The 22200-nt window shown below is 59.2% G+C and carries 25 protein-coding genes, 2 tRNA genes and 2 other RNA genes; 17 read left to right on the top strand and 12 right to left on the bottom strand.

The genetic code is table 11. The features are described 5' to 3' along the window. Positions 1-4 precede the first annotated feature (4 nt). A complete protein-coding gene (sdeA, locus tag ACJ8OK_RS12495; RefSeq protein ID WP_033633341.1) occupies positions 5-1192 on the bottom strand; it encodes a multidrug efflux RND transporter periplasmic adaptor subunit SdeA in 1188 nt (395 codons plus the stop codon). A 282-nt stretch (positions 1193-1474) separates the two neighbouring features. Here sdeA and ACJ8OK_RS12490 point away from each other — a divergent pair, with 282 nt between their 5' ends. Beyond that, positions 1475-1831, top strand: a complete 357-nt coding sequence (locus ACJ8OK_RS12490) for a helix-turn-helix domain-containing protein (RefSeq protein WP_004928813.1) — start codon at positions 1475-1477, stop codon at positions 1829-1831. Between the two features lie 50 nt (positions 1832-1881). On the opposite strand, the gene ACJ8OK_RS12485 is transcribed toward ACJ8OK_RS12490, so the two are convergent. The 4 genes from ACJ8OK_RS12485 to ACJ8OK_RS12470 all read right to left on the bottom strand — a co-directional run bounded on the left by ACJ8OK_RS12485 (position 1882) and on the right by ACJ8OK_RS12470 (position 2769). After that, a non-coding RNA gene (locus ACJ8OK_RS12485) (RtT sRNA) lies at positions 1882-2001 on the bottom strand. A 47-nt stretch (positions 2002-2048) separates the two neighbouring features. Continuing rightward, a non-coding RNA gene (locus ACJ8OK_RS12480) (RtT sRNA) lies at positions 2049-2168 on the bottom strand. Positions 2169-2214: 46 nt separating this feature from the next. Then, a tRNA-Ser gene (locus ACJ8OK_RS12475) sits at positions 2215-2304 on the bottom strand. Positions 2305-2679: 375 nt separating this feature from the next. Next, positions 2680-2769 (bottom strand) — tRNA-Ser (locus tag ACJ8OK_RS12470). A 447-nt stretch (positions 2770-3216) separates the two neighbouring features. On the opposite strand from ACJ8OK_RS12470, the gene ACJ8OK_RS12465 reads away from it, so the two are divergent. The 6 genes from ACJ8OK_RS12465 (at position 3217) to ACJ8OK_RS12440 (ending at position 10114) form a co-directional block, all read left to right on the top strand. Then, positions 3217-4683 (top strand): peptide MFS transporter, encoded by a 1467-nt coding sequence (locus ACJ8OK_RS12465; RefSeq protein WP_049202801.1) that lies wholly within the window; start codon positions 3217-3219, stop codon positions 4681-4683. Positions 4684-4810: 127 nt separating this feature from the next. Then, positions 4811-5752 (top strand): glyoxylate/hydroxypyruvate reductase GhrA, encoded by a 942-nt coding sequence (gene ghrA, locus ACJ8OK_RS12460; protein WP_442530614.1) that lies wholly within the window; start codon positions 4811-4813, stop codon positions 5750-5752. Positions 5753-5842: 90 nt separating this feature from the next. Continuing rightward, entirely contained in the window at positions 5843-6580 is a 738-nt protein-coding gene (locus ACJ8OK_RS12455) for a phosphatase (RefSeq protein ID WP_004928821.1), read from the top strand. Between the two features lie 42 nt (positions 6581-6622). After that, complete coding sequence (locus ACJ8OK_RS12450) at positions 6623-7201, top strand: TorD/DmsD family molecular chaperone (protein ID WP_048322934.1); 579 nt, start codon at positions 6623-6625, stop codon at positions 7199-7201. A 157-nt stretch (positions 7202-7358) separates the two neighbouring features. After that, the gene (locus ACJ8OK_RS12445; RefSeq protein ID WP_033645518.1) at positions 7359-8012 is read left to right on the top strand and encodes a tellurite resistance TerB family protein; all 654 of its coding nucleotides are present in this window, start codon (positions 7359-7361) and stop codon (positions 8010-8012) included. Positions 8013-8080: 68 nt separating this feature from the next. Further along, positions 8081-10114, top strand: coding sequence for a S9 family peptidase (locus ACJ8OK_RS12440; protein ID WP_442530613.1), 2034 nt, complete (start codon positions 8081-8083; stop codon positions 10112-10114). Positions 10115-10149: 35 nt separating this feature from the next. On the opposite strand, the gene exoX is transcribed toward ACJ8OK_RS12440, so the two are convergent. Next, entirely contained in the window at positions 10150-10818 is a 669-nt protein-coding gene (gene exoX, locus ACJ8OK_RS12435; protein ID WP_004928833.1) for an exodeoxyribonuclease X, read from the bottom strand. A 26-nt stretch (positions 10819-10844) separates the two neighbouring features. After that, entirely contained in the window at positions 10845-11591 is a 747-nt protein-coding gene (locus tag ACJ8OK_RS12430; protein WP_442530612.1) for a carbon-nitrogen hydrolase family protein, read from the bottom strand. 369 nt (positions 11592-11960) lie between these two features. On the opposite strand from ACJ8OK_RS12430, the gene dksA reads away from it, so the two are divergent. Beyond that, complete coding sequence (dksA, locus tag ACJ8OK_RS12425) at positions 11961-12386, top strand: RNA polymerase-binding protein DksA (protein WP_004928840.1); 426 nt, start codon at positions 11961-11963, stop codon at positions 12384-12386. Positions 12387-12390: 4 nt separating this feature from the next. Here the strand turns inward: dksA and ACJ8OK_RS12420 are convergent, their stop codons facing one another. Further along, a complete protein-coding gene (locus ACJ8OK_RS12420; protein WP_004928843.1) occupies positions 12391-13287 on the bottom strand; it encodes a LysR family transcriptional regulator in 897 nt (298 codons plus the stop codon). A gap of 148 nt (positions 13288-13435) precedes the next feature. Here ACJ8OK_RS12420 and ACJ8OK_RS12415 point away from each other — a divergent pair, with 148 nt between their 5' ends. Both ACJ8OK_RS12415 and pip read left to right on the top strand, forming a co-directional pair. Continuing rightward, positions 13436-13831 (top strand): RidA family protein, encoded by a 396-nt coding sequence (locus tag ACJ8OK_RS12415; protein WP_442530611.1) that lies wholly within the window; start codon positions 13436-13438, stop codon positions 13829-13831. A 156-nt stretch (positions 13832-13987) separates the two neighbouring features. Further along, positions 13988-14941, top strand: a complete 954-nt coding sequence (gene pip, locus ACJ8OK_RS12410) for a prolyl aminopeptidase (RefSeq protein ID WP_004928848.1) — start codon at positions 13988-13990, stop codon at positions 14939-14941. A 31-nt stretch (positions 14942-14972) separates the two neighbouring features. Here the strand turns inward: pip and ACJ8OK_RS12405 are convergent, their stop codons facing one another. Continuing rightward, the gene (locus ACJ8OK_RS12405) at positions 14973-15203 is read right to left on the bottom strand and encodes a DNA polymerase III subunit theta (RefSeq protein ID WP_016928156.1); all 231 of its coding nucleotides are present in this window, start codon (positions 15201-15203) and stop codon (positions 14973-14975) included. 344 nt (positions 15204-15547) lie between these two features. On the opposite strand from ACJ8OK_RS12405, the gene ftnA reads away from it, so the two are divergent. The 5 genes from ftnA (at position 15548) to ACJ8OK_RS12380 (ending at position 18963) form a co-directional block, all read left to right on the top strand. Then, on the top strand, positions 15548-16066 hold the full coding sequence (gene ftnA, locus ACJ8OK_RS12400) for a non-heme ferritin (RefSeq protein ID WP_015377481.1): 519 nt from the start codon (positions 15548-15550) through the stop codon (positions 16064-16066). 324 nt (positions 16067-16390) lie between these two features. After that, positions 16391-16774 carry a CopC domain-containing protein YobA gene (gene yobA / locus ACJ8OK_RS12395; RefSeq protein WP_004940886.1) on the top strand — a complete coding sequence of 128 codons (384 nt, stop codon included), beginning with the start codon at positions 16391-16393 and terminating at the stop codon, positions 16772-16774. A gap of 2 nt (positions 16775-16776) precedes the next feature. Beyond that, entirely contained in the window at positions 16777-17658 is an 882-nt protein-coding gene (gene copD / locus ACJ8OK_RS12390; RefSeq protein ID WP_048322945.1) for a copper homeostasis membrane protein CopD, read from the top strand. Positions 17659-17727: 69 nt separating this feature from the next. Further along, complete coding sequence (locus ACJ8OK_RS12385) at positions 17728-18069, top strand: YebY family protein (protein WP_085336338.1); 342 nt, start codon at positions 17728-17730, stop codon at positions 18067-18069. A gap of 489 nt (positions 18070-18558) precedes the next feature. Continuing rightward, the gene (locus tag ACJ8OK_RS12380) at positions 18559-18963 is read left to right on the top strand and encodes a hypothetical protein (RefSeq protein WP_033633332.1); all 405 of its coding nucleotides are present in this window, start codon (positions 18559-18561) and stop codon (positions 18961-18963) included. Here the strand turns inward: ACJ8OK_RS12380 and ACJ8OK_RS12375 are convergent. Both ACJ8OK_RS12375 and ACJ8OK_RS12370 read right to left on the bottom strand, forming a co-directional pair. Beyond that, complete coding sequence (locus tag ACJ8OK_RS12375) at positions 18960-19178, bottom strand: hypothetical protein (protein WP_004940942.1); 219 nt, start codon at positions 19176-19178, stop codon at positions 18960-18962. The two genes, ACJ8OK_RS12380 and ACJ8OK_RS12375, sit on opposite strands and share 4 nt — an antisense overlap. Positions 19179-19252: 74 nt before the next feature. Continuing rightward, positions 19253-19603 carry a hypothetical protein gene (locus tag ACJ8OK_RS12370; RefSeq protein WP_004940946.1) on the bottom strand — a complete coding sequence of 117 codons (351 nt, stop codon included), beginning with the start codon at positions 19601-19603 and terminating at the stop codon, positions 19253-19255. Positions 19604-19851: 248 nt separating this feature from the next. On the opposite strand from ACJ8OK_RS12370, the gene ACJ8OK_RS12365 reads away from it, so the two are divergent. Beyond that, positions 19852-20202: a DUF4377 domain-containing protein gene (locus ACJ8OK_RS12365; protein WP_033633331.1), complete on the top strand. Its 351-nt coding sequence runs from the start codon at positions 19852-19854 to the stop codon at positions 20200-20202. Positions 20203-20252: 50 nt separating this feature from the next. Here the strand turns inward: ACJ8OK_RS12365 and ACJ8OK_RS12360 are convergent, their stop codons facing one another. Beyond that, entirely contained in the window at positions 20253-20555 is a 303-nt protein-coding gene (locus tag ACJ8OK_RS12360) for a hypothetical protein (RefSeq protein ID WP_164095000.1), read from the bottom strand. Positions 20556-20841: 286 nt separating this feature from the next. Between ACJ8OK_RS12360 and fabV the strand changes: the two genes are divergently transcribed. Next, positions 20842-22041 (top strand): enoyl-ACP reductase FabV, encoded by a 1200-nt coding sequence (fabV, locus tag ACJ8OK_RS12355; RefSeq protein WP_016928134.1) that lies wholly within the window; start codon positions 20842-20844, stop codon positions 22039-22041. The last annotated feature ends 159 nt before the right edge of the window (positions 22042-22200 follow it).

The raw sequence follows: 22200 nt of genomic DNA, 5'->3' as shown, positions 1-22200 counted from the left end.
GAGCTTAGTTAAGCGTGGAGGCGATAGGGTTCATGGCGACGGCTTTCGCGTCGACCGGCATGCCCGGCATAAACACTTTCTGCATGCCGTCGACGATCACCCGATCGCCGTTTGCCAACCCTTTCTGCACGATGCGCAATCCTTCGGCCATGCGGCCCACGTCAATGTCGCGGCGCTGCGCCTTGCCGTCTTTATCGACGATGTAAACGAACTTGCGGTTCTGGTCGGTCATCACCGCTTTGTCGTCGATCAGCATGGCGTTGAACTCGGCGCTGCCGGGCATCTGTACCCGGGCGAACAGCCCCGGCGTGAAGCGGCGATCGCGGTTGTCGAGCAGGGCGCGCATGCGGATGGTGCCGGTCCCGGCGTTCAGTTGGTTATCGGTGAAGTCCACCAGCCCCTGATGCGGAGTGCCGTCTTCGCCTACCAGGCCGACTTTCACCGGCAGGCGGGCATCGTGCCGGCCTTGCTGCTGATAGCGCAGGAAGGTGGCTTCATCCACGTCGAAATAGACGTAGACCTTGTCGAGCGACACCAGCGTCGTCAGCACGCTGGCGCTGTCGCCGGCGGTGACCAGGTTGCCGGCGGTGATCATCGCGCGGCTGGCGCGCCCGTCAATCGGCGCGGTAACGCGGGTAAAATCGAGATTCAGCTGCGCCATATCGAGCTGGGCCTGCGCCGCCAGCACGTTGCTTTGCGCCTGCGCGGCGGACGACCGGCGCTGCTCCCACACTTCCTGAGAGATGGCCTGAGTGCCGATCAGTTTCTCGGTGCGCGAGGATTCGCTGCGCGCCAGGGCGGCCTGGTTGCGCGCCCGCACCAGCTCTGCCTGCGCCTGTTCGCGCGCGGCGCGGTAGGTGCGATCGTCGATGGTGAACAGCACCTGGCCTTTTTTCACCTCGTCGCCTTCGGTGTAGTTGACCCGCTCGATGTAACCAGAGACCCGTGGGCGCAGTTGCACGCTCTGCACCGCCTCGACGCGGCCGTTGAAGGCATCCCACTGTCTGATCGGCTTGACCACCACGCTGGCGGCGCTGACCACCGGCGGCGGCGGCGGGGCATTGTGCGCGACGCTGTTGTCGCATCCGGCGAGCAGGGCGGCCAGCAGCGCCACCCCGGAGAGCCGCTGACCCAGAGCGACGGCGCGCGTGCGGCCGCCGGCGTTGAACGATGAGTTTGGTTGATTTGCCATTATTTTTATTCCGATAAGTAAGCGCGGTCAGGCCCCATACCCGGCCCTGTTCTCCGGGATTCGCCCCCGCGCCGGCGTGCGGTGAGGGGGCGGCTGCGCAACGTTAGGTTTTGAAACACATTGGTGTCACATTAATGTATCAATATCGGTTACATTAATTGGGTGGAGTATAGTGGCGGCTTTCCAATAAATGCAATAATAAAAATTGCATTTAAGGCGAAACTGTTGCAACGTATGTGCATCGGGCAGAGGGTGACCCTGCCGAATGATGGGAGCATCTGCATGAACACTACGGGCTTTATTACCGATTTGAAGGCGTGGATCGACAACAATCTGGAAGAGAAACTGGATATCAACACCGTGGCGGACCGCGCGGGCTATTCCAAATGGCATCTGCAGCGCATGTTCAAACGCCAGACCGGCTACGCGCTGGGTGAGTATATCCGCATGCAAAAACTGAAAGTGTCGGCGGAGCGCCTGGCCAACAGCGGCGAGCCTATCGTCAGCGTGGCGATCTCGCTCGGCTTCGACTCACAGCAGTCGTTCAACCGCAGCTTCAAACGCCAATTCGGCCAAACGCCGGGCGACTGGCGCCGCGCGCTGGCGCAGCCGGCGTCAATGGGGCGCACGCACCACTGAGCGGTTGGGGGGGATAAAAAAGCCTGAATTTGCGTTCGGGCTTTTTTGTATGGCGGTGAGGGAGGGATAGATTCGCTGCGCTCACCCTGCGGGCCGCCGTTGGCGGTCCAAAACGCAAGCGTTTTGTCGAACCCTGTCGAGGGTTCTCACCCTCCCGGTCGGTGCGCTATGCATGCAAAAAAGCCTGAACTTTCGCTCAGGCTTTCTCGTTAGAATGTGGCGGTGAGGGAGGGATAGATTCGCTGCGCTCACCCTGCGGGCCGCCGTTGGCGGTCCAAAACGCAGGCGTTTTGTCGAACCCTGTCGAGGGTTCTTACCCTCCCGGTCGGTGCGCTATGCATACAAAAAAGCCTGAACGTGAGCTCAGGCTTCTTCGTAGAATATGGCGGTGAGGGAGGGATTCGAACCCTCGATACACTTTCGCGTATACACACTTTCCAGGCGTGCTCCTTCAGCCACTCGGACACCTCACCATATTTTTTTTGTTGCGAAATCATCGCTGCAACGGGGCGCTACTATAGGGAGTGGGGCCGATCCGGTCAAGAATAATTTCTGTGTTTTTGTTCGTCCGCTCAAGCCGTGTTCACTTTGCTGAAAACTGCGGCGAACGGCAGGGCAGAAGCTATGAAAGAGCGAGAACATCAGGGGTAAGGTTCGTGGATAACCGGTGGAAATGGGAATTACGGGCGCGGGCTGTGGGCTTGATTCGCTGCGCTCACCCTACGGGCCGCCGTTGGCTGTCCAAAACGCAGGCGTTTTGTCGAACCCTGTCGAGGCTTCTCACCCCTCTCGGCGGTGCATCATGCAAAAAAAAGCCTGGACGTTAATCCAGGCTTTCTCTTTGAATTTGGCGGTGAGAGAGGGGTTCGAACCCTCGATACACTTTCGCGTATACACACTTTCCAGGCGTGCTCCTTCAGCCACTCAGACACCTCACCGTTTTGTTGTCGAAAACGCTTTGCGCTGTCGACGGGCGCTAATGTAGGAGAATCTGATCTCAGCGTCAACCCTCTTATTTCATTCTCATGACTGTTTAGCCAAACTTGCAGCAATTTGCTGATTTACCGAACGATATTCCCACTCTTGGCCACCGGCGGGCAGGGCGGACTATGTTCAAAACGCGTGAAAGATGATTGTTTGACCTTTTTCTGTACGGGTAGCTCAATATATCGCCAATGAGATTAGTCTATTTGATGTTATATGCATTAATACTGGATTATTAGTCAAATGTGTCGCTAAATGGAATTATGTCGGCGCGGCGTTATTGGCAAGGAACATCACGGCGCCGCGCAGATTGCCGGGAGACAGGCCGGCGATATCGCAGACAGGGACAGACTCATTACATAATAATGCAGTAGAGGTTCGTTTTGACTCCTTCAGATGCCATGCCGGCGCCGCAAGCGCGCCATGCCATTCCCCCCGGTGCGGGGGCGCTGTTCTTCATCCAGATCTTCGCCACACTGGGCTTCGCCGTGCTTTACTCCACGCTGGTGCTGTACGCCACCAAGCGATTGGGCTTCAACGAAAGCAGCGCCAACGCCATGATGGGCGTGTTCGGCGCCTTCAACTATGGTCTGCACATGTTCGGCGGCTACCTCGGCGGCCGTTTCCTCAGCAACCGCAACCTGTTCGTGCTGGGCATGGTGCTGCAGGTGATCGGCTGCGCGCTGATTGCCGTCGCGGGCGTGTGGGGGCTGTACTGGGGGCTGGCGATGTTCCTGACCGGCAGCGGCCTTAACGTGACCTGCATTAATATGATGCTCACCCAGCGTTTCAAACCGGACGATGACCGGCGCGAATCGGCATTCCTGTGGAACTACGCCGGCATGAACCTTGGGTTCTTCGTTGGCTTTACCGTCGCCGGGTATTTCCAACTGACGGAAAACTATCGCGCGCTGTTCCTGTTCGCCACGCTGGGCAATGCGGCGGCGATCATCGTCGCCGTCTGCCGCTGGCGGATTCTGGCGGATCTCAATACGCCGCTGCACGATGCCAGCCGCAGTCAATACCGTTGGCGCATGCTGGTCGGGCTGGCGGTGCTGGTGGCGCTGGTGCCGATTATCCGCGTGATGCTGACCCACGCCGAGTTCAGCGGCCATTTCGTGATCGTGCTCGGCGCGCTGATCTTCCTGATGCTGTGCGTGGTCACGCTGCGCCACCATCCGCGCGATGAGCGCCGTAGAATGGCGGCCTATCTGATCCTGGCGCTGGGGTCGCTGGTGTTCTGGGCGCTGTATCAGCTGGCGCCGATGGGGCTGATGCTGTTCTCCGAGCACAACATCAACCTGAACGTTTACGGCATTCAGGTGGCGCCGCAGTGGATCCAGAATATCAACACGCTGGTGATCGTGGTGGGCGGCCCGCTGCTGGCCTGGTGGTTCAACCGCCTGCGCGCCCGCGGTTGCAACATCGACATTCCGCTGCAGTTCTCCGGATCGCTGTTCTGCATCGGGCTTGGCATGCTGGTGCTGCCGCTGGGCATCAGCATGGCCGGCGGCGACGGGCTGGTGGCGTTTAAATGGATCGTCATCAGCTATGTGCTGCAAAGCGTCGGTGAATTGATGATCTCGCCGATCGGTTACGCGATGATCGGCAAGCTGGCGCCGCCGCGCTATCAGGGCGTGATGATGGGCTGCTGGATGATGGTGACCGGCGTCGCCTCGGTGCTGGCGGGCTACGTCTCCGGCCTGATGCCGGAAAACAGCGGCAGTACGCCGCTGCAAACCAATCCCGGCTACAGCGAAATCTTCAGCGCACTGGGCTGGGGGGCGACGGGCGTCGGCGTGGCGATGCTGATCCTCATTCCGCTGTTGCGGCGCCTTATCCGGCGCGACGGTCCGTCTGCCGCCTGATTTGGCGAGAATACACAGCAGCCCCACTGGTCGGGGCTGTTTTTATTTTGGGCTTTAACGCTTGCATCCGGCGGCGAATCGCGGAAGGCTGAAGGAAAACCAATAAAAACAAACCGGAGCCCGCAGTATGAACATCATCTATTACCACCCCTTGTTTAACGCCCAGGAATGGCTGACCGGCATCAAGCAACGCCTGCCGCAGGCCGAGATCCGCGAATGGCAGCGCGGCGACGAGCGGCCGGCGGATTACGCGCTGGTATGGCGCCCGCCGCACGAAATGTTAGCCAACCGCCGCGATCTGAAAGCGGTGTTCGCCCTCGGCGCCGGCGTCGACGCCATTCTCGATCAGGAGCGCAAACACCCCGGCACACTGCTCGCCGGCGTGCCGCTGCTGCGGCTGGAGGATACCGGCATGGCGCAGCAGATGCAGGAATATGCGCTGAGCTATGTGCTGCGCTATTTCCGCCGTTTCGACGAGTATCAGGCGTTGCAGCAGCGGCAGGAATGGCAACCGCTCGATCCGCACTCGCTGGATGATTTCACTATCGGCATCCTCGGCGCCGGCGTGCTGGGGCAGAGCGTGGCGCGCAAGCTGACCGAGTTTGGCTTCAGCGTACGCTGCTGGAGCCGCAGCGCCAAACAGATCGACGGCGTGCAAAGCTTCGCCGGAGAGGCGCAGCGCGGCGCCTTTCTCGACGGCGTCAAACTGCTGATCAACCTGCTGCCCAATACGCCGGAGACCGTCGGCATTCTCAACCGCGAGCTGTTCGCGCAACTGCGGCCGGGCGCTTACCTCATCAACATCGCGCGCGGCGCGCATCTGGTGGAGGCCGATCTGCTGGCGGCGCTGGAGCAGGGGCAACTGGCCGCCGCCACGCTGGATGTGTTCGCCCGCGAGCCGCTGCCGCAGGATCACCCGTTCTGGCGTCATCCGCGTGTCACCATTACCCCGCATATTGCTGCCATCACGTTGCCGCAGCAGGCGATGGATCAGATCGCCGCCAACATCCGCGCGCTGGAGGCGGGGCATGCCCCGGCCGGCGTGGTCGACAGGCAACGGGGTTACTGAGCCTTCAGCCGCCGTTCGGTAACTGATAAGCTGTTATCGTCATCGCGCCTGCCCGTACCTTTGCGGGCGGGCCCTCTGGAAGGAGAAACAATGTACCCCGTTGATTTGCATATGCACACCGTCGCCAGCACCCACGCTTACAGCACGCTGCACGATTACATCGCCGAAGCCCAGCAGAAGGGCATCAAGCTGTTCGCCATCACCGATCACGGCCCGGACATGGCCGATGCGCCGCACTACTGGCACTTCATGAACATGCACGTGTGGCCGCGCCGGGTGAACGGCGTGGGCATTTTGCGCGGTATCGAAGCCAACATCAAAAACCTGCAGGGCGATATCGACTGCACCGGCCCGATGCTGACGGCCACCGACGTGATCATCGCCGGTTTCCATGAGCCGGTGTTTGCGCCGCAGGATAAAGCGTCCAATACTGAAGCGATGATCGCCGCGATGGCGCAGGGGGACGTGCATATCATCAGCCACCCCGGCAACCCGCGTTACCCGATCGACATTCCCGCCGTCGCGGCGGCGGCGGCCAAATACGAGGTGGCGCTGGAGCTGAATAACTCGTCGTTCACCCACTCCCGCAAGGGCAGCGAGGCCAACTGCCGGGCGATCGCCGCCGCGGTGCGCGACGCCGGCGGCTGGCTGGCGCTGGGTTCGGATTCGCACGTCGCTTTTTCACTGGGTAATTTCGAGCACTGCGAGCGCATCATCGAAGAGGTGGGCTTCCCGCAGGAGCGCATTCTCAACGTCAGCCCGCGCCGGTTGCTGGATTTTCTCGAGCGGCGCGGCAAGCCGGCGATTGCGGAATTGGCCGATTTGTGACATCGTCCCGGCAAAATTTTCCGTATTGTATAAGGCATTATCATGAATGAGTTTTCCATTGTCTGCCGCGTGCTGGGTACGCTGTTCTACCGCCAGCCGCAGGATCCGCTGCTGGTGCCGCTGTTCGCGCTGATCAAAGAGGGCAAGCTGCAACAGCACTGGCCGCTGGAGCAGGATGACCTGCTGAAGCGCCTGCAGCAGGGCTGCGACGTCAACCAGCTGGCGACCGACTTCAACGCGATGTTCGTCGGCAGCGAATGCAGCGTGTCGCCGTTCCGCTCCGACTATGTCGAAGGCGCCAGCGAAGCGGAAGTGCGCGCCTTCCTGCAGCAGCGCGGCATGCCGCTGGCGGAGGCGCCGGCCGACCATTTCGGCCAACTGCTGCTGGCCGCTTCCTGGCTGGAGGATCAGTCGCAGGAGGATGAAGCGCAGGCGCAGATCGCGCTGTTCGACGAGTTTCTGCTGCCGTGGTGCGGCCGCTTCCTCGGCAAAGTGGAAGCGCACGCCACCACCGGTTTCTACCGCACGCTGGCGCTGATGACCCGCGACGCCATCCAGGCGATGCGCGACGAGCTGGCGGAGTACGAGCAGGACGACGAAGCGGGCGACGAAGACGCGTAACGCCGCAGCCATCCAGGCGGGCCGCCCGGTCCGCCGATCCGCTAAACACAGGTTTGCATCCCCCAGACGTAAATTGACAAAAGATCCCCTAATCTGGCGGTTTACCGTCGGTTCGGCCGCGCCTGCGCGCCGCGCTTTTTCACGCAAGGGGTAGATGATGAAAAGTAACTGGATGCAGCAGATTCAAACGTTGATCGGGCAGAAGGCCGGCGCGATGGGCGGGGCGGAAGGCATCGGCAAGCTGCTGGCGCCCACGGCGCTGGGCGGTTTGGTCGGTGTGCTGTTGGCCAACAAATCCTCGCGCAAGCTGGTGGGCAAGTTCGGCAAGAATGCGCTGATTATCGGCGGCAGCGCGGCGGTGGGCGCGGTGCTGTGGAACAAGTATAAGCAGCGGGTGAAAGAGACCCATCAGGACGAACCGCAGTTCGGTTTGCAAACCACGCCGGTGGATCTGCGCGCCAAGCGTTTGGTGCAGGCGTTGGTGTTCGCCGCCAAGAGCGACGGCCATATCGATGCCGACGAGCAGCGCGCCATCGATCACAGCCTGTCGCAGCTGCAGGTGGGGGAAGAGGCGCAGGGCTGGGTGCAGGAGGCGCTCGATCAGCCGCTCAACCCGGAATTGATCGCCCGCAGCGTGCAAAATGAAGACGAGGCGCTGGAGGTTTACTACCTGAGCTGTCTGGTGATCGACGTCGATCACTTTATGGAGCGCGGCTACCTCGATGCGCTGGCGCAGGCGCTGAAGATCCCGGCGGACGTCAAGCAGGGCATCGAGAGCGACGTCAACGAGAAAAAGCGCGAGCTGGCGTAGCGCCGCTTGGCAAGCCGGGGGGAATCGTGTCACTCTTGCCGCAATCTATGTAAGCGGATGATTTAGCAATGATGACCCCACCGAAAGCGGAAAAACGTCCTTATCCCATCACCATCCACGGCGACACGCGCGTGGATGACTACTACTGGCTGCGCGACGACGAGCGCGCAGACCGCCAGGTGCTGGACTACCTGCAGGCGGAGAACGCCTACACCGATGCGATGCTGAAGCCGCAGCAGGCGCTGCGCGAAACCCTGTACGAAGAGATGGTGGCGCGCATTCCGCAGCAGGAACATTCGGTGCCTTACGTGCGCCACGGCTATCGCTATCAGACGCGCTACGAGCCGGGCAACGAATACGCGATTTATGTGCGCCAGCCGCAGGCCGAGAGCGAGCACTGGGAAGTGCTTATCGACGGCAACCAGCGCGCCGAGAACCACGAGTTTTACACCCTGGGCGGGCTGGACGTCAGCCCCGACAATCAGCGTCTGGGGGTGGCGGAGGATTTCCTGTCGCGCCGCCAGTATGACATTCGTTTCAAGAACCTGGCCGACGGCAGCTGGGCCGACGAAGTGCTGGAAAACACCTCCGGCAGCTTCGAGTGGGCCAACGACTCCTCGACGGTGTACTACGTGCGCAAGCACGCCAAGACGCTGTTGCCGTATCAGGTCTATCGCCACGTGGTGGGCAGCGATCCGCAACAGGATGAGCTGATTTACGAAGAGCTGGACGATACCTTTTACGTCGGGCTGGAGAAGACCACCTCCGAGCGTTTTATCCTGATCCACCTGAGCAGCACCACCACCTCGGAGATCCTGCTGCTGGACGCCGATCGTGCGGACGCCAAGCCGCAGCTGTTCGTGCCGCGCCGCAAGGATCACGAGTACGCCATCGATCACTATCACCAGCATTTCTATATTCGCTCCAATAAGGACGGCAAGAACTTCGGCCTGTACCAGAGCGAGCAGGCGGACGAAGCGCAGTGGCAGACGCTGATCGCCCCGCGCGCCGACGTGATGCTGGAGGGCTTCAGCCTGTTCCGTGATTGGCTGGTGGTGGAAGAGCGCAATGCCGGCCTGACGCTGCTGCGCCAGATCCACTGGCAGACGGGCGAAGAGAAACGCATCGCCTTCGACGATCCGACCTACACCACTTGGCTGGCGTATAACCCGGATCCGGAAACCGCGCTGCTGCGCTACGGCTATTCGTCGATGACCACCCCGACCACGCTGTACGAACTGAACATGGACAGCGGTGAGCGGACGATGCTCAAACAGCAGGAAGTGAAGAACTTCACGCCGGAAAACTACCGCAGCGAGCGGGTGTGGGTGAAGGCGCGCGACGGCGTCGAGGTGCCGGTCTCGCTGGTGTATCGCCAGGACAGCTTCCAGCGCGGCGCCAACCCGCTGATGGTGTACGGCTACGGCTCTTACGGCAGCAGCATGGATCCGGCGTTCAGCGCCAGCCGCCTGAGCCTGCTGGATCGCGGTGTCGTGTTCGCGCTGGCGCACATTCGCGGCGGCGGCGAGCTGGGGCAGCTGTGGTATGAAGACGGCAAACTGTTCAACAAGCAGAACACCTTCAACGACTTTATCGACGTGACCGAAACGCTGATCGCCCAGGGGTACGGCGACGGCAAGCGGATGTTCGCCATGGGCGGCAGCGCCGGCGGTCTGCTGATGGGCGCGGTGATCAACCAGGCGCCGCAGCTGTTCCACGGCGTGGTGGCGCAGGTGCCGTTCGTCGATGTGGTGACCACCATGCTGGACGAGTCGATCCCGCTGACCACCGGCGAATACGACGAGTGGGGCAACCCGAACGAGCAGGCCTATTACGACTACATCAAACAGTACAGCCCGTACGATCAGGTGAAGGCGCAGGCATACCCGCATCTGCTGGTGACCACCGGCCTGCACGATTCGCAGGTGCAGTATTGGGAGCCGGCCAAGTGGGTGGCCAAGCTGCGCGAGCTGAAAACCGACGATCGGCAGCTGCTGCTGTATACCGACATGGATGCCGGCCACGGCGGCAAATCCGGCCGCTTCAAGGCCTATGAGGATATTGCGCTGGAGTATGCCTTCATTCTGGCGCTGGCGGAGTAACGGCGAACAGCGGGCGGCCTGCGCCGCCCGCTGTGCTAGCCAATCAGATAGTATTTCAGCGTGTGTTTCATGTCCGGGCTCAGATCGTCGATGGATTTCAGCATCCAGCGCAGATAGCCGGGATCTTCCTGGGCGATGCGATCGATTTCTTGCCCGCGATACTTGCCGAATTTGAACTTCTTCAGCAGTACCGGCTGTTCGGTGATCTGCACCATTTGCTCCGGCGTCCAGCCCGAATCCTTGATGATGCGCTGCAGCAGCGCGGCGGTGACGTAGCAGTCGTACAGCGCGCGGTGCGGGTACAGCGTGGCGTCTGCCGGCAGTTGCACGTCCAGGTTCAGCGCGTAGCGCAGATACTGGTTGCCGTACTTGATGTCCGGATACAGCGTGCGCGCCAGCTTGAGGGTGCAGATCCAGGCGCCGTTCATCTCCGGCAATACCCCGCGATCAAAGGCGGCGTTGTGCGCCACATAGTAGGGGCTGCCCTGATAGCGGCCGATCGCCACCGCAATACGCGGTTTGCCTTCCACCATCTGTTCGGTGATGTGGTGAATAGCCATCGCGTCGAGGCTGATGGGGCGGTCCGGGCTGACCAGATCGCTCATCGGATTGGTTAACTGGCCGTCGAGCAGATCGAGGGAGGCCACTTCCACCACGCCGCCGTCCAGCCCGCAGGTCTCGGTATCTATTACGCGTAACGTCATGCTTTCCTCCGCGTTGCCGTCAGGCTTCAGCTTAACCGGCACAGGCGACCGTGCCAACCGTCGGAAGTCTTGCCGGCGATGATCAGCCCAGGAGCGTCATCCGGCGCGGCAACCAAAAGCGCTCCCGTTTCATCCCAGATGGCGCTGCGGCCTGCCGGGATCCAGCCGCCGGTCGGCGCCGCATGGTTGGCCATCAGCGTGACCATGCCATAACGCCGGGCATAGCCTGCCAGCGCGGCGCTGTCTTTCGCGTAACCGGCTTCAGATACCAGCACGCCGGCAGCATAAATCTGCGCGCCCGCCTGTGCGGCGGCGCTCGCGTGGCCGGGCTCCGAAGTATCGGCGCAGATAGCCAGCGCGATGCGTTGCCGATGTATTTCCAGCAGCGTGCCGCCATTACCGGGCAAGAACCGTTGCTGTTCCGCGCCGTGCAGATGCTGCTTGGTATAGGGCGTCAATGTGCCATTGGGGTGAAAGATCAAGGCGGCGATATGCAGCGCCTGGCCGCTGCGTAAGGGCGCGCCGACGATGATCGTCATCTGATGCGATTGCGCCGCCGCAGCGAGCGGTTGCAGACGCGGATCGCCCAGCGTCAGCGCCAGTTCGGCTGCATCGGCCAGTTCATAGCCGCTTAGCGACAGTTCGGGAAACACCAGCAGTTGCACCTGCTGTTGGGCTGCCTGCGCGACAAATTCAAGGTGACGTTCAAGGTTGCAGGCGATATCGGCCGCAGCGGCGGGGTATTGGGCGGCGGCGAGGGTGAAGCAGGACATCGGCCATCTCTCCTGTGAGGCAATAAAAAACCCGCCTTGGCGGGTTTAATGACGGATGGAAGGACGCTTACTCACCAGACGGATGCGCTTTTTTGGCGCGTTTCTCCGCACGTTTCTCTGCTGGGGTTTTCAACGGCTTCTTCTTCGCATTTTTTTTGCTATCCATTCCCTTACTCATGATGGCCTCTCGTTACCTATGATTGGGTGGCTTGCTCAGCCATTAACCGCCTAAAGCCGGCAGGATGCAAGCGACAAAGTGCAAATTGCACTTAACCGGCTGTTTGCACGTGAAATTTTGTTTTTGGATGACCGGGTGTTAAAAATAAATATTATGTTATAATATTACACTTTCAATATTCGGAGAACGCAATGACTGTGATGGCATTACCGGATGCGCAGCAACTGCTGGCCATGCCGGATTCTGATTATATGAACTCGGTTCAACGGGCGTTTTTCCGTCAGCTGCTGCAGGATGAGCGGCAAAAGCTGCTGCTGCACATCGATGAGCTGAAAAAAGAGATCGATGGCGGCGAAGCGACGGGCGATGAGGCCGATAAGGCGGCGCGCGAAGAGGATTTGCGCCTGTTGTTCCGCCAACTGGATCGCGAAAGCCGCCTATTGCCGAAAATCGATGCGGCGCTGGCGCGATTGCAGAACGGCGAGTACGGCTACTGCCGTGAAACCGGCGAACCCATCGGGCTGGCGCGTCTGCTGCTGCGCCCGACGGCGGAGCTGAGCATCGAGGCGAAAACCGCACAGGAGATGCGTGAGCCGCATATGCGTAAAGGCGGGTAAGGTCTCAGCCGCCGAGCGTATCCACCAACAGATCGAGAAAGCGCCTGACGCGTGGTTCCAGCAGGCGCTTATTCGGATAGAGCGCCACAATCCTGACTTCTTCACCCGCCACGGCGCGCAACACCTGCCGCAGACGGCCGGCGGCCAGGTCCTCCGCAATCATAAACTCCGGCAGATACGCGATGCCCAACCCGGACAGAGCGGCGTCGCGTAACGCTTCCCCACTGTCCAGCCGCAGGCGGCCGCGCACCGGGGCCTTGACCCATTCGCCGCGCTCGTCGCGCAGCCGCCAGGGCTGTTTTTGGTTGCGACTGCTGAACAGCAGAGCCTCATGCCCGGCGAGCGACTCGACGGTTTGCGGTTCGCCACGGGCGGCGAGGTAGGCGGGGGAGGCGCACAGCAGGGCGCGATACCTGGCGAGGGTTCTGGACACCAGCCGGGTATCCGGCGCCGTGACGCCGATCCGCACCGCCAAATCAAATCCTTCTTCCACGATATCCGCCAGGCGATCGGAAAAACTGATCTCCACCTGCACCTCTGGCCAGGCGACGAGAAATTTCGGCACCAGCGGCAACAGGATCCGTCTGCCGAAGGCGGCGGGAGCGGTCAACCGCAGCACCCCGCGTGCGGTGCCTTTGTCGCCGGCCACGCTGGCCTCGGCGTCATCGACCGAAGCGAGGATCTGCAGACCGCGCCGATAAAACTCTCGCCCCTCGTCGGTCAGGCCAAGCGAACGCGTGGTGCGATGCAACAGCCGCACGCTCAGCCGCTGCTCCAGACGCGCGATGGCTTTGCCCGCCGCCGAGCGCGATAGCCCCATCGTCTGTCCGCCGGCGACAAAACTGCCGGCGTCGACGACGGCCATGAAAACCTGAATGTCATTGAGATTCGCCCGCAGCATGCCGCCCCCCGAGAGCCGGTGATAAGATAATTAATTTAACATATTCAATTAATTAACTGCATAATGAATGTCGTTTCAGTGACGACGTCCATTCGCCAATCAAACGATTATAGTCGTCATGGAAACGATAAACGGTTGGAGAAGCAGCATGAAAAACGGCATCACGCACTACCATCACGGGGTCATTTGGGAAGAGGAGAATGGCGTGTCCCAAGGCATTCGCGTCAAAGACACCCTCTATATTTCGGGGCAGTTTTCCCATGATATGCAGGGTGAGTTTATCGGCGCGGGCGATATCGAACGGCAAACCCGGCAGACGTTGGACAACCTGGATCGGGTATTGGCGGGATTCGGCGCCGAACGTTCGAACCTGGCGTATGTGGAGATCTATCTGACTGACGTACAGGCGCATTTTGAACCCTGCGTTGCGTTGTTCAAGCGCTATGTCGGCGATCACCGGCCCGCTGGTTCGCTGATCGGCGTCACTGGGCTGGCTTCGCCCGAGCAGTTGGTGGAGATCAGCGCGATTGCGCACCTGAACTGATCGGGCCTGTGGGCGTTTTGCAAGCAGGTCGTTGTGATTTTGAGCAAACGCGCGCCGAGTTCCCGGCGCGCGTTCGAGTTTTCGGGTTTTACCGTTGACCTGCCGGGCGGCTTCCGCTTTGATGAAAGCATGACTCACAGAGAGACGGAAAGCGCCATGGAACAATTACGAGGTTTGTACCCGCCGTTAGCGGCATACGACAGCGGTTGGCTGGACACTGGGGATGGCCACCGGATCTACTGGGAGCTGAGCGGTAACCCGAACGGTAAGCCGGCGGTTTTCATTCACGGCGGGCCGGGCGGCGGCATCTCCCCGCATCATCGTCAGCTGTTCGATCCCGAACGCTACAAGGTGCTGCTGTTCGATCAGCGCGGCTGTGGCCGCTCCCGTCCGCATGCCAGCCTGGACAACAACACCACCTGGCATTTGGTGGCCGATATCGAGCGGCTGCGCGAAATGGCCGGCGTCGAACAGTGGCTGGTGTTCGGCGGTTCCTGGGGCTCCACGCTGGCGCTCGCCTATGCGCAGACCCACCCGGAGCGCGTCAGTGAAATGGTGCTGCGCGGCATCTTCACCCTGCGCAAGCAGGAACTGCATTGGTATTACCAGGACGGCGCTTCGCGCTTCTTCCCGGAAAAATGGGAGCGCGTGCTGTCCATCCTCTCGGATGACGAGCGTAAAGATGTGATCGCCGCCTACCGGCAGCGGCTGACCTCGGCCGATCCGCAGGTGCAGCTTGAAGCGGCCAAGCTGTGGAGCGTGTGGGAAGGGGAGACGGTCACGCTGCTGCCGAGCCGCGAATCCGCTTCGTTCGGCGAGGATGATTTCGCGCTGGCGTTCGCCCGCATTGAAAACCACTACTTCACCCATCTGGGGTTCCTGGAAAGCGACGACCAACTGCTGCGCAACGTGCCGCTGATCCGCCATATTCCGGCGGTGATCGTCCACGGCCGTTATGACATGGCCTGCCAGGTGCAGAATGCCTGGGACCTGGCCAAGGCCTGGCCGGAGGCGGAGCTGCATATCGTGGAAGGGGCGGGGCATTCGTATGATGAGCCGGGCATTTTGCACCAGCTGATGATCGCTACCGACCGCTTTGCCGGCAAGTGACGCAAAAAACCCGCCGTAACGGCGGGTTTTTCTATTTAGCCTTCGGCTCGTACGGCAGGCGCGAAAACTTGTGGGATTCCGCGCGGTAGTGCGCCACGCGCTCGCGAAAATAGTCGCGCAGCGCTTCCGGTTGCTCGCGCTCCACCACTTCCGGGATCACCGGCATGTTGTAGCGCTCTTTGTACGCCACGCCTGAGGCGGCGAGATCCACATTCACCCTGTCCATTTCCTCTTTGGACAGCTCGGCCAGATTGTAACCCACGCTATGCTCCTTACTTACTTTGCCGCATTGAATCTGCGCAGAAGGTAATCCACCCGGCGGCGCTTGGCAAGCCCATTACGCCGTTGCCGGGAGCGATATTTATCCGAGAGTAATGCAATCTATTTATTCTTTTAAATAAGAATGATTCGCTTTTTGATTAAAATAAAAGATGAAAATAATTATCATGTGAATTCTCAATGTGGGTTGAATATTTTAATTTGTTGATATTTATGGTTTTTATAATTAATGTTTGCTTGGTGTGAATAATGTGTTTTTATTTTTACGGCAGCAAGGCATAATGCGCGGAAATTAAATTCATGACCTGCAAAATAAAAGGAATCATTATGCTGACGCAAGAAATGACTCAAAAGCTGAATGAGCAACTGAATCTGGAGTTCTACTCCGCCAACCTGTATCTGCAGATGAGCGCATGGTGCAGCGATAAAGGCTTTGAAGGCGCCGCCGCATTTCTTAAAGAGCATTCTCAGGAAGAGATGCAGCATATGCAACGTTTGTTCGACTATCTGAGCGACACCGGCTCTCTGCCGCTGCTGGGCACCATCGCCGCGCCGCCGGTGGCGTTTGAGTCGCTGGCGGACGTGTTCCAGCAGACCTACGAACACGAACAGCTGATCACTCGTCAGATCAACGAACTGGCGCACGCCGCCATGACCGCACACGATTACTCCACCTTCAACTTCCTGCAGTGGTACGTGGCGGAGCAGCATGAAGAAGAGAAACTGTTCAAATCCGTGCTGGACAAGCTGGCGCTGGTGGGCACCAGCGGCAAGGGCCTGTTCTTCATCGACAAAGATCTGAAGAAAATGGGCGCGATGGGCCAGGGCGGCAACGACCAGGCCTGATCTGCATCAGAACATCGAAAAACCGCGCGCGGGCGAGCCTGATGCGCGGTTTTTTTTACCCTGCGTTTATCGCGGTTATGCGGCGATACGTGCTGCCGGATCGCAAAATGCCAGTGATGAGCTCGACTTGCCGCGGCGTGGTCGTTATGATTTACCGCGATACGCTACAGGGATGGTAGAGTCAAAACAGCGGGTTAACCGATACAACCCGTTTTTCTGTTTACCCGTGGCGCAATCATTGCGGTGGGTTGGGGTCGCTGATACATCGCCTTGGCTGTGACCTTAACCCTTATGACCCTCTTTATATTGTTAAGGGATACCACTGTGATCGGTAAAATTCGTTCCTCCTGTCGCCTGCTTTCCACCGTTTTCGTTCTGTTCGTCGGCCTGTCTTCGCAGCAAGCGCTGGCGCACGCCCACCTGAAAGTGGAAACGCCGAAGGCCGACGCCAGCGTCAGCCCGGCGCCGAAGGCGCTGACCCTCAGCTTCTCCGAAGGTATCGAGCCAAACTTCAGCGGCGTGAAAATCACCGGCCCGGACAACGCCGTGGTGAAAACCGGCAAGCTGCAGCTCGATCCGAACAACAACACTCAGGTCAACGTGCCGATTGAAGGCGAGCTGAGCGCGGGCAAATACAACGTCAGCTGGCATGTGGTGTCGGTCGACGGGCATAAAACCAAAGGCCAGTACAGCTTCACCGTAAACTGATCGTGACTCTGGCGACCCTGTTCGTTCTGTGTCGCTTGGTGCACTTTGCGGCGGTGATGCTGATGTTCGGCATCAGTCTGTTCACCGCCTTATTGTCACCGCAGCGCCTCTCCCCGATCCTCTCCCGCGATGTGCGTCCGCTGCTGTTTGCCGGCACCTGGATTGCCGGGCTTTCCGCCGTGGCGCTGTTGGCCATTCAGGCCGGGCAGATGGGCGACGGTTGGCAAGATGCCTGGCGGCTGGAGGTCTGGTGGGCGGTGCTCGGCACCACCTTCGGCGAAGTGTGGCGCTGGCATCTGGGCCTGTCGCTGCTGGCGATCCTGGGCCTGCCGCTGCCGGAACGGCCGCGCGCGCAGGCGTTGGCGCTGTGCTCAGCGCTGCTGCTGATGAGCCTGGCGTTCATCGGCCATGCGGCGATGCATGAAGGCGCGTTGGGCGCGCTGCACCGCGCCAACCATGCGGCGCACCTGCTGGCCGCCGGCTACTGGTTCGGCAGCCTGGCGCCGTTGCTGGTTTGCCTGCGTTACCTGCAGCCGCCGCAGTGGCGCAGCGATGCCATCACCACGCTGATCCGTTTCTCGCGCTGGGGGCACCTGGCGGTGGCGGCGGTGATCGTCACCGGCATCGTCAACAGCCTTATCATACTCGGCGGTTGGCCGCTCAACCTCGGCTCGCCTTATCAGCGCCTGTTGCTGATCAAAACCGCGCTGGTGGCGCTGATGGTGATGGTGGCGCTGGCCAATCGCTACGCCATCGTGCCGGCGATGAGCCGCGTACCGGCGCTGGCGCAGCGCGGCGTGGTGCTGGCCTGCTGGCTCGAAGTCGGGTTGGGGATGGCGGTGCTGCTGCTGGTCAGTTTATTTGCAACCTATGCGCCGGTATGACATTTCAGCTTGCCGCAACCGGCCAAGCTGCGGGAAAATCGGCGCGAATAGCAACCTTAAGGCCATCACATGAAATCGGTATTACTCGGCATTACGCTGCTGGCAACCGCGACCGGCGCGCTGGCGGCAGACAAACTGGTGAACATCACCAAACTGGAGTACGGCAAACAGTGGGCGTTCACAAAGGAAGAAGTGACGCTGCAGTGCCGCAGCGGCGGCGCGCTGTTTGTGCTGAATAACAGCACCCTGATGCAATATCCGCTCAACGACGTTGCGGAGCAGCAGGTGAAGAAGGGCCATCAGCGCGCGCAGCCGCTGGAGGTGATCCTGCTGGACGACCCTGCCGAACCGGGGAAAAAAATGAGCATGGCGCCGTTTATCGAGCGCGCCGAGAAGCTGTGCGTTGACTAACCGCTTGTTTGCCAACGCCTTGCCCAGCGTGCGCAGATTGATGCGCATTTGCCGCATAGTTATTTCGTCACGAAACTATCACGCGGCCGCCGGGCGGCTGGCAAAACTGGCGCGGTAGGCTACTCTTAAAGTGCACGGCTGAACAAGCCCTGCATTAAATGCCAACTTTTAGCGCACGGCTCTCTCCCAAGAGCCATTTCCCTAGACCGAATATAGGAATCGTATTCGGTCTTTTTTTGTGTGATTGATTTATAAGAAAATTCCACTTAAGACGCCAATAAAATTCTGGTTTCTCTTTCCAGTCGTAACACCTCAGCCCGATCTCCGGCTCCACACACCACCCGCACCTATTGCTAATTTAGCCGCACCAAAAGTCATTACGTCATTTATGGCGTTGATAAGCTTCGGCCATTGCTTCAATCAACGGTTTAACGAGAGTGTCATTATGGGAAATATCCCGGCATCAGGCGCTATAAAAGGTAACCCGCAGTGAACGAGCAACTGAGTCAATTAAAGATGATGTTGCCCGGCTATCTCAATGCGTGGCGTGAGGGGGCCTTACCCTCTGACTGGGGGCTGGTGGCTAACCCTGAAGTGGTTGCCGCCCTGTTGGCGGAGTGGGAGGCGCTAAGCGAGTTGGCGTCTCGGTTCGAAACCGCCACTGAAGCCCCCTCCGAACCGGCCGCGTTTTGGCAGGCGCGCGCCGAGCTGATGGCGCAGCGCAATCGTGAGCTTATGGCCCAACTGGCGACGCCAATCCGTTTGCCCAGCGCACGGGTGGCCTTTTTTGGCTATGTGAAAACGGCCGTGATGGACGCCAGGCAGGTTAAGGCGGCGATTCGCGATGCCGGTTTTATCGTTGCGGGCGGCGCCCCCAACGAGAACACGGCTTAACGCGGTTTCTTCTCAAATTTCTCGGCAAAAAAGAACCGCAGCAATTTATGGGTCCACAGCAGGATGGCGCCAACCACCACCAGCGAGACGACGAAATGCGACAGATTTTTAGGCGCGGCGTAGCCGTGGGTAAAGGAGACCCCCGCGCCGCTGAGCAGCAGGGTGGCGATCCAGAAGCCGAGCAGCAGGCATAAGGTACGAAACAGTTTAAACATGGTTATCACCAAAAATACGGAAAGCGCCGACCGAACGGAGAGGCTCAGCCGGAGCTTTGATTAATTAAAACCGCTTAGCGCGAACAGGTATTGCCGCCTTTACTGCTATTGTTATTGCAGCTGCTGCCGCTGTTTTTGTTGCCGCCTTTCCCCATGCCGACGTTGCCGCCGCCTTTGCTGCCTTCCTTGAAGCAGCCGCCGTTGAGCGCGCCCACCGCCAGGCCGCCAAGGCCGCCCAGAGAACCGGTGATCACGCCGTTAACGCAATCCGGCGAGGTGTGCTTGCCGTAGAATCCCTGATTGGATGACCCGCCTCCGTTCTTGTTGCCGCCGTTGTTGTTGACGCGGCCATTGCTGCTGCGGTTGTCGCCAAAGTTACCGGCGCCGGCGATCAGGTGAAAGTGTTTGGCATCGATCTCTTGCATAAAATTCCCTCTTTATCGATTCAGTTAGATTCAGTAAAGCTTGCGCAAGCCAGCTGTTTTTAACAGAAAAAATAGCGGGGGTAATTACCGGTTCGGATAAGAACAGGGGGTTTATTTTGCGATATTTTCCAGACTGATAGAGCACAGAGGAATGATATTTGGGGCGTGTGGAACCGTAGCGCTATCTGTTCTCTTGGGTCGGTTAATTTGTTAGCATGGCGCCCCTGGATGACTATTGGTGCAGTACATTGAAAATTAAAGCGTTGTTATTTGTTGCGTTGGCCGCGCTGGCCGGCTGCAGCCAGGAGGGAACCTCGATGAATCAGCCCGTAAACGAAAAAGGCGGCCAAACGGAAGTGTTGCTGGTGAACAGCGCGCTGGTAGATTGCGTGGGCGTCGCCCCGATGAAGTGCATGCAGGTGCGCCGCTCCGCGCAGCAGCCGTGGGAGTTGTTCTATACCGGCATCGAGGGCTTCACCTTCGAACCGGGCTATCAGTATCGATTGAAAGTGCGCGTCACCCCGGTGGAGAACGTACCGGCCGATGCCTCATCGCTGCGTTACACGCTGATCGAGCAGCTGGAAAAGCACAAGGCATAATGGATCTACCCCATCATCACCAAATGGTGTTTCATTTGGTGATGATTTCCTCAGGAAAGTTTGTCTTTTTTCTTTCTTTTGGATGCTTCGAAAGTGGCGAAGGCATGTGCAAGAGCAAACCCCAGCGCACAGTTCCGTAGAGGCCAATTTGCTTTGGCCCAAGTTTCAGAACCAGCAATAAACATCGCGTTGCCGTTGGCAAAAAGGGTAAATTGCCAGCAAAGGATTAGAAAACATATCGCAACCAGAACGACATAACCCTTGGAACCCAGAGACGGTCTGAAGACGTATTTCACGGCCAGACAGGCCGCGGCAGCGAGAGTAGAAAAAATATAATATAAAGTCGGTTCCATCACTGTTCCTGGTGATTTTATCTTCCCTGATATTCGACCGAAAAACAGCCACACCATAACGTAACGCCAGAAGCTTGATCAACTTTCGCTGATTTGAAGAGGGAAAGCTTGAACGCGTTGAGGGGGCGAGGCGTGGCGCGTGAAGGCATCACGATGCGGAGTTGGGCAACCCTGAACCATCGACTAAACTGGTCTGTTCACTGCGCTTGTTTTCGCACTTTCTTAAGTATATCGAGAAAATCAGGTATATTGTCCTTCGGTTTTTAGCTACCAAGAAAAAATTACTATGATTATCAAACCTAAAATTCGTGGTTTTATCTGCACCACCGCTCACCCGGCAGGCTGTGAAGCCAACGTCCGTGAGCAAATCGCCTACGTTAAGTCACGCGGCGAACTGAAAAACGGGCCTAAAAAGGTGCTGGTCATTGGTGCATCCACCGGTTACGGTCTGGCCTCGCGCATCAATGCCGCTTTCGGCAGCGGTGCGGCCACCATCGGCGTATTTTTCGAGAAGCCTGGCAGCGAAGGCAAAACCGGTTCCGCCGGTTGGTACAACTCCGCCGGTTTCGACAAGGCAGCTAAAGAAGAAGGCCTGTACGCGAAAAGCATCAACGGCGACGCATTCTCCAACGAGTGCCGTCAGACCGTGATCGATCTGATCAAAAAAGACCTGGGTCAGGTTGACCTGGTGGTTTACTCGTTGGCTTCGCCGGTGCGTAAGATGCCGGAAACCGGCGAAGTGGTGCGTTCCGCACTGAAGCCGATCGGCGAGCCATACAAATCCGTCGCGCTGGACACCAACAAAGACGTGCTGGTTGAAGCCGTGGTCGAGCCGGCCAACGAGCAAGAAATCGCCGACACCGTGAAGGTGATGGGCGGCCAGGACTGGCAGCTGTGGATGGACGCGCTGGACGAAGCGGGCGTGCTGGCGGATAACGCGCAGTCGGTCGCTTACTCCTACATCGGTACCGATCTGACCTGGCCAATTTACTGGCACGGTACGCTGGGCAAGGCGAAAGAAGATCTGGATCGCGCGGCGCACGCCATCAACCAGAAGCTGCAGGCCAAAGGCGGCGCGGCTTACGTTGCGGTGCTCAAGTCGGTAGTGACTCAGGCTTCCTCCGCCATTCCGGTGATGCCGCTGTATATCTCCATCGTGTTCAAAATCATGAAGGAGCAGGGCATTCACGAAGGCTGCATCGAGCAGATCCAGCGTCTGTTCGCCACCAAGCTGTACAGCGGTGCGGCGCCGGACACCGACGAGAAGCACCGTCTGCGTCTGGATGACTGGGAACTGCGCGACGAAGTGCAGGAAACCTGTCGTGAAATCTGGCGGCAGCTGAACGACAACAACATCAACGAGCTGACCGATTACCAGGGCTACAAGGCGGAATTCCTGCGCCTGTTCGGCTTCGGTCTGCAGGGCGTTGACTACGACGCCGATCTGAGCGGCGAAGCCAATTTCGATGTGATCGAGCTGGTCTAAGCGCATCGAGCGGTCAAACAAGGTCGGGTTAGCCCGGCCTTTTTTATTGTAAGCCTTAAACCACCTCCTAAGGAGGTGGTGATTGAACCTGTGAGGCTCTAGCCTGAAGGAAACCCATGCCGGAATATTCCAGCTTACTCACCACAAGTAAGAAGGAAA

The sequence above is a fragment of the Serratia sp. CY71090 genome, from assembly GCF_052166845.1.
In the GTDB taxonomy this organism is placed as follows: Bacteria; Pseudomonadota; Gammaproteobacteria; order Enterobacterales; family Enterobacteriaceae; genus Serratia; species Serratia nematodiphila.
Note: the sequence above shows the minus strand (reverse complement) of the source record. Positions and strands in the feature narration are given on the sequence as shown.

Bases quoted from the DNA above. Each gene is read 5' to 3' on its own strand.
- sdeA (WP_033633341.1), bottom strand. From the start codon at position 1,192: ATGGCAAATCAACCAAACTCATCGTTCAACGCCGGCGGCCGCACGCGC.
- ACJ8OK_RS12490 (WP_004928813.1), top strand. From the start codon at position 1,475: ATGAACACTACGGGCTTTATTACCGATTTGAAGGCGTGGATCGACAAC.
- ACJ8OK_RS12465 (WP_049202801.1), top strand. From the start codon at position 3,217: ATGCCGGCGCCGCAAGCGCGCCATGCCATTCCCCCCGGTGCGGGGGCG.
- ghrA (WP_442530614.1), top strand. From the start codon at position 4,811: ATGAACATCATCTATTACCACCCCTTGTTTAACGCCCAGGAATGGCTG.
- ACJ8OK_RS12455 (WP_004928821.1), top strand. From the start codon at position 5,843: ATGTACCCCGTTGATTTGCATATGCACACCGTCGCCAGCACCCACGCT.
- ACJ8OK_RS12450 (WP_048322934.1), top strand. From the start codon at position 6,623: ATGAATGAGTTTTCCATTGTCTGCCGCGTGCTGGGTACGCTGTTCTAC.
- ACJ8OK_RS12445 (WP_033645518.1), top strand. From the start codon at position 7,359: ATGAAAAGTAACTGGATGCAGCAGATTCAAACGTTGATCGGGCAGAAG.
- ACJ8OK_RS12440 (WP_442530613.1), top strand. From the start codon at position 8,081: ATGATGACCCCACCGAAAGCGGAAAAACGTCCTTATCCCATCACCATC.
- exoX (WP_004928833.1), bottom strand. From the start codon at position 10,818: ATGACGTTACGCGTAATAGATACCGAGACCTGCGGGCTGGACGGCGGC.
- ACJ8OK_RS12430 (WP_442530612.1), bottom strand. From the start codon at position 11,591: ATGTCCTGCTTCACCCTCGCCGCCGCCCAATACCCCGCCGCTGCGGCC.
- dksA (WP_004928840.1), top strand. From the start codon at position 11,961: ATGACTGTGATGGCATTACCGGATGCGCAGCAACTGCTGGCCATGCCG.
- ACJ8OK_RS12420 (WP_004928843.1), bottom strand. From the start codon at position 13,287: ATGCTGCGGGCGAATCTCAATGACATTCAGGTTTTCATGGCCGTCGTC.
- ACJ8OK_RS12415 (WP_442530611.1), top strand. From the start codon at position 13,436: ATGAAAAACGGCATCACGCACTACCATCACGGGGTCATTTGGGAAGAG.
- pip (WP_004928848.1), top strand. From the start codon at position 13,988: ATGGAACAATTACGAGGTTTGTACCCGCCGTTAGCGGCATACGACAGC.
- ftnA (WP_015377481.1), top strand. From the start codon at position 15,548: ATGCTGACGCAAGAAATGACTCAAAAGCTGAATGAGCAACTGAATCTG.
- ACJ8OK_RS12385 (WP_085336338.1), top strand. From the start codon at position 17,728: ATGAAATCGGTATTACTCGGCATTACGCTGCTGGCAACCGCGACCGGC.
- ACJ8OK_RS12375 (WP_004940942.1), bottom strand. From the start codon at position 19,178: ATGTTTAAACTGTTTCGTACCTTATGCCTGCTGCTCGGCTTCTGGATC.
- ACJ8OK_RS12370 (WP_004940946.1), bottom strand. From the start codon at position 19,603: ATGCAAGAGATCGATGCCAAACACTTTCACCTGATCGCCGGCGCCGGT.
- ACJ8OK_RS12360 (WP_164095000.1), bottom strand. From the start codon at position 20,555: ATGGAACCGACTTTATATTATATTTTTTCTACTCTCGCTGCCGCGGCC.
- fabV (WP_016928134.1), top strand. From the start codon at position 20,842: ATGATTATCAAACCTAAAATTCGTGGTTTTATCTGCACCACCGCTCAC.